5 protein-coding genes are annotated in these 12,862 nt (G+C 65.9%); 4 read left to right on the top strand and 1 reads right to left on the bottom strand.

Going from position 1 to position 12,862, the window contains the following annotated elements; genetic code table 11:
* Window positions 1-5: 5 nt before the first annotated feature.
* Window positions 6-1,397 (top strand): efflux transporter outer membrane subunit, encoded by a 1,392-nt coding sequence (locus QMX96_RS08480; RefSeq protein ID WP_282361621.1) that lies wholly within the window; start codon window positions 6-8, stop codon window positions 1,395-1,397.
* Between the two features lie 12 nt (window positions 1,398-1,409).
* On the opposite strand, the gene QMX96_RS08475 is transcribed toward QMX96_RS08480, so the two are convergent.
* Window positions 1,410-3,041: a PvdJ/PvdD/PvdP-like protein gene (locus QMX96_RS08475; protein WP_104572890.1), complete on the bottom strand. Its 1,632-nt coding sequence runs from the start codon at window positions 3,039-3,041 to the stop codon at window positions 1,410-1,412.
* A gap of 189 nt (window positions 3,042-3,230) precedes the next feature.
* Between QMX96_RS08475 and QMX96_RS08470 the strand changes: the two genes are divergently transcribed.
* From QMX96_RS08470 to QMX96_RS08460, 3 genes are all read left to right on the top strand, one after another.
* A complete protein-coding gene (locus QMX96_RS08470) occupies window positions 3,231-4,109 on the top strand; it encodes a formylglycine-generating enzyme family protein (protein WP_258662447.1) in 879 nt (292 codons plus the stop codon).
* A gap of 139 nt (window positions 4,110-4,248) precedes the next feature.
* A complete protein-coding gene (locus QMX96_RS08465; protein ID WP_274097190.1) occupies window positions 4,249-5,898 on the top strand; it encodes a cyclic peptide export ABC transporter in 1,650 nt (549 codons plus the stop codon).
* Window positions 5,899-6,018: 120 nt separating this feature from the next.
* The coding region (locus QMX96_RS08460) for a non-ribosomal peptide synthetase (RefSeq protein WP_282361620.1) at window positions 6,019-12,862 on the top strand (6,844 nt) is incomplete at its 3' end.

Below are 12,862 nucleotides of genomic sequence, written 5' to 3'. Positions count from 1 at the left end.
CTCCGATGAAACCGCTCTTGAGCGCATTGAGCCTGGCCCTGCTGCTCAGTGCCTGCAGCACTCCACCCACCCCGCCGGACATCGGGTTTGCCCCGCCACAACAGTGGCAGTCAGCCAACACCCAGGCGGTGCGCGACAGCAACCGCGCCTGGTGGCGCAGCTTTGCCAGTCCCGAACTCGACCAACTGATCGCACAGGCCGACAGCGGCAGCTACGACATTGCCGCTGCCATCGCCCGCGTGCGCCAGGCCCGTGCGGCGCGCACCATCGCTGGCGGCACGCTGCTGCCCGAAGTTGGCGCAGCCCTGGCCGGCAATCGCGAAAAACAGATGCACCACAACGGCTACGGCACCTCCAGCAGCACCAACGACCGAGAATCGGTCAGCTACAGCGCCAGCTTCAACGCCAGCTACGAGGTCGACTTCTGGGGCGGCAATGCGGCGGCACGCGACAGTGCCGAGCAGGCCCTCAAGGCCAGCGAGTTCGACCAGGCTACCGTCACCCTGACCCTGTTCAGCAACGTGGCCAGCTTCTACCTGCAGGCCCTGGCCCTGGACGAACAGCAGCGTATCGCCAGCCTCAACCTGGCCAACGCCCAGCAGGTACTGGAGGTGGTACGCGCCAAGTACAACGCGGGCTCGGCAACTGCACTGGAGCTGGCCCAGCAGCAAGTACTGGTCGCTGCGCAACAGCGACGGCTGCCGTTGCTGCGCCAGCAGGCCACCGAGGCCCGCATCACCCTGGCCGCATTGCTGGGCAAGCCGGTGCAGGCCCTCACCCTGCACGCCAGCGATTTCAACCGCATCGCCGCCCCTGGCATCGATGCCGGGTTGCCCAGCGACCTGCTCAGCCGCCGGCCAGACATCGCCGCGGCCGAGGCTCGCCTGGCAGCGGCCAAGGCCGACGTGCAGGTGGCGCGCGCCGCGATGCTGCCCAAGTTGACCCTGACTGCCGGCCTGGGCTCCGGCGCCAACGTCGCCGCCGACGTGCTGCGCAACCCGTTCTACAGCCTGGCGGCCGGCCTCAGTGCGCCGATCTTCAACAATGGGCGGCTCGGCGCCGAACGCGACAAGGCCACCGCCGTGCAGCAGGAACTGCTGGAAAAATACCGCGGCGAACTGATCAACGCATTTGCCGATGTCGAAAAGGCCCTCAACAGCATCGACGGCCTCGATCGCCAGCGCCAATGGCAGCGCGTCGAGCTGAGCCAGGCTCAGCAGGCCTTCGACATTGCACGCACACGCTACGAGGCAGGCGCCGAATTGCTGCTCAATGTACTGGAAGCGCAACGCAGCCTGTACGAAAGCCAGGACGAGGCCGTGCTGCTGCATCTGCAGCGACTGCAGGCCAGCATCGCCCTGTACAAGGCTGTGGGAGGGGGGTGGCAGGTGCAATGACTGCACCTGCCCTCAGGTGCGACGCGTGACCACCAGGTGACGCGCGTACCAGGGGCGTTGCGGCACCCGGCGCAGCAACCCCTTGAAACGCTGCTTGTCCTTGGTATTGGCGACGATCACCCGCAGCGCCAGCTTCATGGTCTCCGGGTCCATCTCCACGCTCTTGCCCGGCTGCAGGCCTGGCGTGGTGCTGCAACCATGGGTCACAGGGCCCAGCCAGGGCTGCCTGATATCGACCCAGCGCCCCTTGGCGAACCACGGTACGCCATTGACCCGGTTACGCGTCACCTGGCCGGGGTGGAAGCGTTCGTGGGCGCGGAACCAGTCTTCGATACGGTCATCGATCCAGCCATGGAACAGCCAGAACACAGGGTTCACATGGGAAGAAAACGGATCGCCGAGAAAGTCGTTTTCGGGCCCATACCAACGCGCCGAGAAGTCGTCCAGGTCACGCGCCATGGGTACTGGCGCACCGTTGGACGGGTCACGCGGCACCGACGCCCAGCGCATGTGCAGCCAGTCATGCAGGCCCAGCTCCATCTCCGAGCCCAACTGCCCCAGGGTCAGGCGCGACAGGTAACGCGGGTCGCGGTACTGCGACTCCCATACCTCGAAATTGCTGTGGTAGGTCTCGGCACTCTTGATGTCACTGACCCACTGGGTGTACTCGGCATCCCCCGGCGCCAGCCAGGTCGGCGGCACCGCACAGCCATCATGGTTGTCGAAGTAGCGCGCAAAGCCCAGGCGGTCGCGTTCAAGCTCCGGCTGTGGCGCCGGAAAGCGCGGCCAGGAAGGCAGGTCCTGCAGCCCCCGCGCGGTCTGCAGCATATGTCGATGCATGAACAGAAAATCCACCCCGGAGCCATTGCGGTCCTTGGTCGGCCCCCGCGCATCGCGCTCGCGCTCGCGCGTTCCCGGCTGCCAGCCAAGCCCGCGCAAGGCATTGCGCTTGTCTTCGGGCAACGAGTGCCACTGGTCACGCGAAGCGTGCCAGAGTTGGTGAAACAACCTGTGCTCGTCGGAAATCAGCCAGTTCAGCAGGGCCGGCTGCAAGCCGATGCGCTCGCGTGCTTCCGGGAACAGCTTGCGGGTGGCGACAAAACGGTTGTCCTGCTGTACCAGGGCAAGGCTGCGGTCCAGGCGCGCAATGCGCCCGGTAAGCGTGCCGCTGCCGGCATTGGCAAACTCACCCCACACCTCATCCAGCACCATGCTCAATTCGTAGACCGGTTGCTGCAGCCCCTGCTCCCGATCGAAAAGACGCCACGTCAGCTCCCCCGCTCCCGGCGTGGCCAGGTCGCCCAGCAGGCTGTAGCGCGGGGCCGCGGGGGCACGCAGGGCCTGCGCGGTGTCGATGAAACCGCGAACCGCGCGCCCGCGCGGTGCAATGTCGATGAACACCTCCAGGTCATGCGTGGCCAGGCCGTCCAGTCCCGCATCGCGCCCTTCCAGGCGCAGGCTCCACACCCCGCGCAACTGATCGGCCAACTGGCGTCCTGCCGTATCCGGCAGCTCGACCCTGGCTTCCCCTGGGGTAACCGGATGCTCGGGTCGCGTCAGTTCCTTGTGCGCGTACAACGCAGCAGGCACCGCAGCACCGGTCAGTGCCAGGCCTGCGACAAATCCTCGTCGAGATATCGTCATTGCCCTACCTGTATCAGCCTGGAAGCAGGCTTTATCCAAGCTAGGACGTAGGCTTGAAGGTTAAATTTAGTGTCGGCGCCACACCCGGTGCCGGATAAATTAATCGGCCCTGCGCTCGTTCTTCCTGGGGAGCACACCGCGTACCGTCCCTGCCTGCGTGCAGCGATCCGCCCCTCATGGAGACCCCAGATGATCCCGACCCCCTGGCGCAACGCACTGGCCCTTGGTGCCCTGCTCGCCTGCCTGATGCCCGCCGCACACGCCGCCGTACCGCCCCCGGGCGAGGTGTTCCAGGACTGCAAGGACTGCCCTGAAATGGTCGTGCTGCCCAGCGGCAGCTTTACCATGGGCACCCCTGATGACGAAGTCGGCCGCCAGCCCGACGAAGGCCCGCTGCACCAGGTGACCTTCAGCAAGCCATTTGCCGTCAGCCGCTTCACCGTGACCATCGGCCAGTGGCAGGCATTTCTGCGCGACACCGGCTACAAGATGCCCGACGCCGATGACCGCCCCGGCCGCAAATGCAGCGCCGGCAACCCCAGCTACCCGACCACCGCGCGTCACCCCGCCGTCTGCATGACCTGGCACGAAGCGCAGCGCTACATCGACTGGCTGTCGAACAAGACCGGCAAGCCCTACCGCATGCTCAGCGAGTCGGTACGCGAGTACGCCGCACGTGCCGGCAGCACCGGCCCCTTCCCGTTCCCCTTCGACGAAGGCAAGGAATACAGCATCGCCAGGCATGCCAACACCTACGGGCCTGAAGACGGCTTCAGCTTCACCGCCCCGGTGGGCAGCTTCCCCCCCAACGCCTTCGGCATGTACGACATGCACGGCAACGTCTACGAATGGGTCGCCGACAGCGTGCATGACGATTACGTCGGCGCACCCACCGATGGCAGCGCCTGGATTGACTCCAAGCCGAGCGACCCCACCTGCGACTACCGGCACATCCGCGGCAACGACTGGACCGAAGCGCCGATCTTCTCGCGCTCAGGCAACCGCAACGACCGCTGTTCGGACAACGCCGGCGACTGGCTGGGCTTTCGTGTGATGCGCGACCTGTAGCCGACCGGCCAGGGCGCCGGTGCCGCGCCGGCGCCCTCACTAAATCCCCCGCGCATCCACTCGTCCAGTTTCAGACAGCCCGCCGTGCGCGGGTCCACTCGCCCTTAGCACGTAGCCACGTCGCGACCGAGGTAGTTTCATGACCGCAGCACCGCGTAGCGCCATTCGCGAACTCTTCAGCCTGCTCAGGCCTTACCGCGCCATCGTGATCGCCTCGATCGCGCTGGGTATCGTCGGAGGCCTGAGCGTCACCGCCCTGCTGGCCACCGTCAACCAGGGCCTGCACGATGCCGGCGGCATGGGCAAGGGCGTGGTCCTGGCGTTTACCGGGCTATGCGTTCTGGCCCTGCTCAGCACCATCGTGGCCGATATCGGCAGCAACTACGTCGGCCAGAAAATCATCGCCAAGCTGCGCAAGGACCTGGGCGCCAAGGTGCTCGCCGCACCGATCGAGCAGATCGAGCGCTACCGTACCCACCGCCTGATCCCGGTGCTGACCCACGACGTCGACACCATCAGCGATTTCGCCTTTTCGTTCGCGCCACTGGCCATCTCGCTGACCGTGGTGATCGGCTGCCTGGGCTACCTGGCGATGCTGTCCTGGCCGATCTGCCTGATGACCCTGATCGCCATCGGCATCGGTTCGGCGGTGCAGTTCTTTGCCCAGCGCCGCGGCGTCAAGGGTTTCCATGCCGCGCGCGACGCCGAGGACAACCTGCAGAAGCACTACCAGGCAATCGCCGAGGGCGCCAAGGAACTCCGCATCCACCGCCCACGCCGCCACGCCATGTTCACCCGCAACATCCAGGGCACCGCCGACTTCATCTGCGATACCCATGTACGCGCCATCAACATCTTCGTGATCGCCAAGAGCCTGGGTTCGATGCTGTTCTTCGTGGTCATCGGCCTGGCCCTGGCCCTGCAGGCGTTCTGGCCGGCCAGCAACCCCACCGCGCTGAGCGGCTTCGTGCTGGTACTGCTGTACATGAAAGGCCCACTGGAGAACCTGATCGGCAACATCCCGATCATCAGCCGGGCGCAAATCGCCTTCCGCCGCATCGCCGACCTGGCCGAGCGCTTCTCCTCGCCCGAGCCACACCTGCTGCTCAGCGCTGCAGAAAAGCCCGCAGACGCCTTCGAGGGCCTGGAAATGCGCGACGTTCAATACAGCTTCCCGGCGGCACCCGGCGCCGCGCCCTTCCGCCTGGGGCCGGTCAACCTGAACATCGAGCCCGGCGAGATCCTGTTCATCGTCGGCGAGAACGGCTGCGGCAAGACCACCCTGATCAAGCTGCTGCTGGGCCTGTACACGCCGCAACAGGGCATGGTGCTGCTCAACGGCAAGGCTGTTGATGCGCCTGGCCTGGACGATTACCGCCAGCTGTTCACCACCATCTTTGCCGACTACTTCCTGTTCGACGAACTGGTGCAGCGCGAAGGCGCCTTGCCCGACGATGCCGCGCAGTACCTGGAACGCCTGGAGATCGCGCACAAGGTCAGCGTGCGCGACGGCGCCTTCACCACCACCGACCTGTCCACCGGCCAGCGCAAGCGCCTGGCCCTGGTCAATGCATGGCTCGACGGGCGCCCGGTGCTGGTGTTCGACGAATGGGCCGCCGACCAGGATCCGACCTTCCGCCGGATCTTCTACACCGAGCTGCTGCCCGATCTCAAACGCCTGGGCAAGACCATCATCGTGATCTCCCACGACGACCGCTATTTCGACGTGGCCGACCAACTGGTGCGCATGCACGGCGGTCGTGTGGTCAGCGAAAAAGTCTTCGCCTGAACGCCTTGAACCGGCGAGCGCACCGCCGCTCGCCGCTGCCCGCCTTTGCAACTAAATCGCATTCGTCGCCCTTCGTCTTCCTGACAACGCTCAATTTCTGCCGACGGCGACGAGATCGACATGAACCAGATGAATCACCCCTCCGACGACGACCTGCTGGCCCTGCTGCTGGCCGACGAAGCCGGCTCCGAACACGTGATCAAGGCCGGTTGCGCACCCACGCATGGCGCCTTGTCCTTCGCTCAGCAGCGCCTCTGGTTCCTGCAGCAGTTCGACCCGCAGAGCTGTGCCTACAACCTGCCGCGCGCACTGCGCCTGAACGGTCCGCTGAACGCCGACGCGCTGGAGCAGGCGTTGAATGCAGTGATCGACAAGCACGATATCCTGCGCACCCGCTTCGTCGAAATCGACAACCTGGCGCAGCAGCAGGTCGACCGCCAGGCGCGACTGATACTTGCACGGCACAACCTGGGCGAACTGCCCGCCACCGAGCGCGACGCAGCCATACGCCGGCACCATGACGCCGACCTGGCCCAACCGTTCGACCTGAGCCAGGCACCTCTGATTCGCGGCACGCTGTTGCGTACCGGTGCCAGCGAGCACGTGCTGCTACTGAACATGCACCACATCGTGTCCGATGCCTGGTCCAATGCGATCCTGCTGCAGGACCTGGCCCAAGCCTTTGCGCAAGCGCAGGCAGGCCTGCCCGGTGGCCTGCAGCGGCCGTCGATCCAATACGCCGACTATGCGCACTGGCAGCGCCAGCAGTACCCGCTCAGCGCCGCCCACAAACGCGCGACCGCCCATTGGAAGCAAGTGCTCGACGGCGAGCTGCCGAGCCTGGACCTGCCCTTCGACAGGCCGCATGCACCAGACCAGCTACACCTCGTCGGCAACCATTGCCTAACCCTGCCGGCCTCGCTGGGCAGCGCCCTGCAGCGGTTCTGCCAGCAACAGGGGCTGACCCCCTTCATCGTGCTGCTGGGTGCCTGGCAACTGCTGCTGGGTCGCTATACCGGCCAGCACGACTTCACCGTCGGCGTGCCCAATGCAACCCGCAGCCAGGGCCAGACACAGGCGCTGGTCGGCTTCTTCGTCAGCAGCCAGGTGTACCGTGCCCGACTCGACGGCGCGCAACCCGTCGCCGAATTTCTTCAACGCCTGCGCGAACAGTCGCTGGCCGCACTGGAGCACGCCGACTACCCCATCGAGCTGATTCTGGAAGACCTGCAACTGCAACGCAGCACCCAGGCCAACCCGCTGTTCCAGACGCTGTTCAACTGGCGCGTGGCCAACCAGGACGCAGCACAACTACGCCTGGATGGCCTGGAGGTGGAATTTCTCGGTGTCGAGCAGCAGCAGGCCAAGTTCGACCTGTCGCTGGAGATCGACTACAGCCAGCAGCAGATCGACGCCACGTTCAGCTACAGCACCGCACTGTTCCTGCCACAGACCATCAAGCGTCTGGCCGGCCACTGGCAGCACCTGCTTCAGGGGCTTGTCGAAACGCCTCAACTGCGCCTGGGCGAGCTGCCAATGCTCGAGCGTGCCGAACAGCAGATGGCCCTCCACACCTGGAACGCCACAGCCACGGACTTCGGCGCGCATGCCAACCTGCAGACCCTGTTCGAACGTCAGGCGCACGCCACCCCGGATGCCGTCGCCGTACGCCTGGGCAGTGCCGCTCTCACCTATCGTCAACTCAACCAGCGCGCCAACCGCCTGGCGCACAAGCTCCTGGAACTGGGCGTAGGTGCAGAGGTCGGCGTGGGCATTGCGTGCGAGCGCAGCCTGGAGATGGTGATCGGGCTGCTGGGCGTGCTCAAGGCCGGGGGCGCCTATGTGCCGCTGGACACCGGCTACCCGCAGGATCGCCTGGCCTACATGATCGAGCACAGCGACATTGCACTGCTGTTGACCCAGGCATCGGTGCACCCTGGCCTGCTGCTGCCCGAGGCCCTGCCGGTCATACTGCTGGAGCAGGCCGACAACGAACTGCAGGGGTATGCCGACAGCAACCCGACGCCAGTGGTCGACGCGGACAACCTGGCCTACATCATCTACACCTCCGGCTCCACCGGTCGCCCCAAGGGCGTGCAGGTTCGTCATGGCGCACTCACCAACCACATGCTGTGGATGCAGCAGACCCTGCAATTGCAGGCCCAGGACCGGGTGCTGCAAAAAACCGCGTTCAGCTTCGATGCCTCGGTCTGGGAGTTCTGGCTGCCGTTGCTCAACGGCGCGCAACTGGTGCTGGCTGGCCCTGAACTGAACGACGACATGTCGCTGCTGTGGCCCGAAGTGCAGGCCCAGCGCATCACCGTGCTGCAAGCCGCGCCCTCGCTGCTGCAAGCCCTGATGGGTCAGGCCGAGCGCACATCACTGGCCAGCCTGCGGGCAATCCTGCTGGGCGGCGAAGCGCTGAGCCCGGCGTTGGTGCAGCAACTGCGCAGCGTCAGCGACGCACGTATCTACAACCTCTACGGGCCCAGCGAAGCCACCATCGACACGTGCTGCTACAGCGTGCCGGCCACGCCCGACGGCGCCATCGTGCCCATCGGCCAGCCAATCAGCAACCTGCGCACCCACGTGCTCGACCACGAGCTGAACCCCTGCGCCATCGGCGTCAGTGGCGAGCTGCTGATCGGTGGCGTGGCCCTGGCCCGCGGCTACCACGCCCGGCCCGGGCTGACCGCCGAACGCTTCGTGCCAGACCCCTTCGCCGGACACGGCGAGCGCCTGTACCGCAGTGGCGACCTGACCCGCTATCGCGACGACGGCGTGATCGACTATGTCGGCCGCATCGACCACCAGATCAAGCTGCACGGCCTGCGCATCGAACTGGGCGAGATCGAGGCACGCCTGCTGCAACAGCCCCAGGTGGCCGAAGCCGTGGTACTGGCCCCGGACTACCTGGGCAGCCAGCGCCTGGTGGCCTATGTGGTGGCCACCCGGCCGTTGCCCGATGCTCAGGCGCAGGACCAGTTGCGCCAGGCCCTGATCGCCGGGCTCAAACAGCAACTGCCGGCCTACATGGTACCGGCCCACTTGCTGCTGCTCGACGGCCTGCCCCTGACACGCAACGGCAAGCTCGACCGCAAGGCCTTGCCTATGCCCGACACCGCGCCCACCGGCTACCGGTACGCGGCCCCGCAAAGCGCCATGGAACGCCAGATCGCGATGCTCTGGCAGGAGGTGCTCAAGCAGCCGAACATCGGCTTGAACGACAACTTCTTCGAACTGGGTGGCGACTCGATCGTCTCCATCCAGGTGGTCAGCCGCGCCCGTCAGGCTGGCATTCGCTTTACTCCCAAACAGCTGTTCCAGCACCAGACCGTGCAGGGGCTGGCCCAGGTCGCACAGTTCGACGACCCGGTTGCACACATCGACCAGGGGCCGGCCAGCGGCACGGTCGCGCTGCTGCCGATTCAGCAGGCATTCTTCGATACGCCGGTGCCATCACGTCATCACTGGAACCAGTCGGTCCTGCTCAAGCCGGCCGGGCAGCCACTCGATGCCGCTGTGCTGGAACAGGCAGTGAACACCCTGATCAACCACCACGACGCATTGCGCCTGAGTTTCACCCAGCAGGCACAGGGCTGGAACAGCGTCTACCGCGCGCCTGCCGACGCCCACAACGCCCTGCTGCAAGCGGTGGCGTGCGATGATCGCGAACTGGAGCAGTTGTGCGAACGCGCCCAGCGCAGCCTGGACCTCGAACACGGCCCGTTGCTGCGCGCGCTGCTGGTGAGCCTGGCCGATGGGCGTCAACGCCTGTTACTGGTAGCCCACCACCTGGTGATCGACGGGGTTTCCTGGCGCATCCTGTTTGATGACCTGCAAAGCGCCTACCAGCAGTGCCTGGCTGGCCAGCCCCCCCAATTGCCGGCCCGTACCAGTTCGCTGCAGGCCTTCGCCCAGGCGCTGCGCGAGCATGCCAGGGGCCAGGCCATCGGCGAGCTGGACTACTGGCTGGACCAGCACCAGGCCATCGCAGCCGACCTGCCCGATGCCCGGAGCGCCATGGGCGCACCGGCACAGGTCGCGCTGCTCGATTCGCACCTGGACAGCGAACGCACGCGTCGCCTGCTGCAACAGGCGCCTGCGGCCTACCGCACCCAGGTCAACGACCTGCTGCTCAGCGCGCTGGCCCGAGTACTCGCACGCTGGACCGGACAGGCCGACAACCTCATCCAGCTCGAAGGGCATGGCCGCGAAGAGCTGAGTGAAGGGCTGGACCTCACCCGTACCGTGGGGTGGTTCACCAGTGCCTTCCCGCTCCGGCTGTCGGCGGGACATGACCTGCAGGCCACCATCAAGCAGGTCAAGGAGCAACTGCGTGGCATACCCGACAAAGGCATCGGTTTCGGTGCCCTGCGCTACCTGGGCGAGCAAGCCGTGCGCGACGTGTTGCAGGCGCTGCCAGATGCACGTATCACCTTCAACTACCTCGGCCAGTTCGACACCAGCTTCGATGACACCCAGCAACCGCTGCTGATACCGGCCAGCGAAGCGGCCGGTGCCGAGAAACACGCCGATGCCCCGCTGAGCAACTGGCTGAGCATCAATGGCCAGGTGTACGCCGGCGAGTTGAGCCTGAGCTGGACCTATGACCAGAACCGCTTCGCCCCGCAGGTGATAGAGCGTCTGGCAGAGGACTATGTCGCAGAGCTCGGTGCACTGATCGACCACTGCTGTGACAGCCTGAATCAGGGCGCTACCCCGTCGGACTTCCCGCTGGCCGGGCTCGACCAAGCGCAACTGGATGCCCTGCCGATCGACCTGGCATTGATTGACGACCTCTATCCGCTGTCGCCGCTGCAGCAAGGCATGCTGTTCCATACCCTCTACGAGCAGGAAGCCCACGACCTGGACGGTCGCAGCTACATCAACCAGATGCGCCTGGACATCAGCGGCCTGGACCCCCAGGCATTCGCCGAAGCCTGGCAGGCCGCCGTCGACCGACACGACAGCCTGCGCACGGTGTTCCTCTGGCAAGGCGAAATGGCGCAGCCACTGCAGGCGGTGTACAGGCAGATGCGCGTGCCGTTCAGCCTGCTCGACTGGCAGCAACGCGCTGACCTGCCGGGCGCGCTCGACGCACTGGCCGCCGAGCAGCTGCAACAGGACCTGGCGCTGGACAAGGCTGCGCTGTTCAGGCTTGTGCTGGTGTGCACCGCACCTGGGCACTATCACCTGATCCATACCAGCCACCACATCCTGATGGATGGCTGGAGCACCTCGCAGTTGCTCGGCGAAGTGTTGCGCCGCTACAGCGGCCAGGCCCTCGCTACCCCGCCAGGCCGCTACCGCGACTACATCGACTGGCTCGGCCGTCAGGACGCCGTACTTGACCAGGCCTACTGGCACACTCAACTGGCCGACCTGGAGGAGCCCACCCGGCTCGCGCATTCGGTCGTCAACAGCACGCCGGCGCAGGGCCATGGCGCCTGCTACCTGAGCCTGGATGCGCCACGCACTCAACGCCTCAACGACTTCGCACGCCAGCAGAAAGTCACCCTCAACACCCTCGTGCAAGCCGCTTGGCTGGTAGTGCTGCAACAGTACAGCGGCCAGCGCTGCGTATGTTTCGGGGCCACCGTGGCCGGGCGCCCGGCTGATATCGCGGGCGTGGAACAGCAGATCGGCCTGTTCATCAATACCCTGCCGGTCATCGCCAGCCCGCGCCCCGACGTCAGCGTGGCCAGCTGGCTGCAGCAGGTGCAGGAAATCAACCTTGGCCTGCGTGAGCACGAACACACCGCGCTGAGCGATATCCAGCGCTGGTCCGGTCAACAGGGCGAGGCACTGTTCGACAACATCCTGGTGTTCGAGAACTACCCGGTGGCCGAAGCCCTGGAACAGGAGGCGCCCGCCGGGCTGACATTCGGTGCAGTCGACTATCACGAACAGACCAACTACCCGCTGACCCTGGCCATCAGTGTTGGCGACTCGCTGGTGCTGCATGCCAGCTATTCGCGACAGCATTTCAGCGACGCGGGCGTGCAGGCCATCGGCGAGCACCTGCTCAACCTGCTCGAACGCATGCGCGACAACCCCCGCCAGCACCTGGGCGAGCTGGAGATGCTCGCGCCGATCGAACGCCAGCAGGTCGTCCAGGCGTGGAACGCCACCAGCACCGAATACCCGCTCGAACGCTGCGTGCACCAGCTGATCGAAGACCAGGTCGAGCGGAACCCCGGCTCCCCGGCCCTGGTGTTCGGCGGGCAGCACCTGAGCTATGCCGAACTCAACAGCCGTGCCAACCAGCTCGCCCATGCGCTGATTGCACGCGGTGTCGGCCCCGACGTGCTGGTCGGCATCGCCATGGAACGCAGCATCGAGATGGTCGTCGCCCTGCTGGCGACCCTCAAGGCCGGTGGCGCCTACGTGCCGCTGGACCCGGAATACCCGCGCGAGCGCCTGGGTTACCTGTTCGACGACAGCGGCATCGCTCTGCTGCTGACCCAGCAGCACCTGCTGGCACAGCTGCCGGTGCCCGAAGGCGTACCGCTGCTGGCCCTGGACACGCTGGACCTGAGCGAGCACACCCAGAGCAACCCGGACATTGCCCTGCACCCGGAGAACCTGGCCTACGTCATCTACACCTCTGGCTCCACCGGCAATCCCAAGGGCGCCGGCAACCGCCACAGCGCACTCACCAACCGCCTGTGCTGGATGCAGCAGGCCTACGCCCTGGACGCCAGCGACACGGTACTGCAGAAGACCCCGTTCAGCTTCGACGTGTCGGTGTGGGAGTTCTTCTGGCCGCTGATGACCGGTGCGCGCCTTGTGGTCGCTGCTCCTGGCGACCACCGCGACCCGGCCAGGCTGGTAGCGCTGATCAACCAGCACCAGGTCAGCACCCTGCACTTCGTACCGTCGATGCTGCAGGCCTTCCTGCTGGATGCCGGTGTGCCGAGCTGCACCAGCCTCACCCGCATCGTCTGCAGCGGCGAGGCCC

Source organism: Pseudomonas sp. PS01300 (assembly GCF_029960155.1).
Taxonomy (GTDB): Bacteria; Pseudomonadota; Gammaproteobacteria; order Pseudomonadales; family Pseudomonadaceae; genus Aquipseudomonas; species Aquipseudomonas palmensis.
Note: the sequence above shows the minus strand (reverse complement) of the source record. Positions and strands in the feature narration are given on the sequence as shown.

Coding starts and splice junctions, on each gene's coding strand:
- QMX96_RS08465 (WP_274097190.1), top strand. CDS start 4,249: ATGACCGCAGCACCGCGTAGCGCCATTCGCGAACTCTTCAGCCTGCTC.
- QMX96_RS08470 (WP_258662447.1), top strand. CDS start 3,231: ATGATCCCGACCCCCTGGCGCAACGCACTGGCCCTTGGTGCCCTGCTC.
- QMX96_RS08480 (WP_282361621.1), top strand. CDS start 6: ATGAAACCGCTCTTGAGCGCATTGAGCCTGGCCCTGCTGCTCAGTGCC.
- QMX96_RS08475 (WP_104572890.1), bottom strand. CDS start 3,041: ATGACGATATCTCGACGAGGATTTGTCGCAGGCCTGGCACTGACCGGT.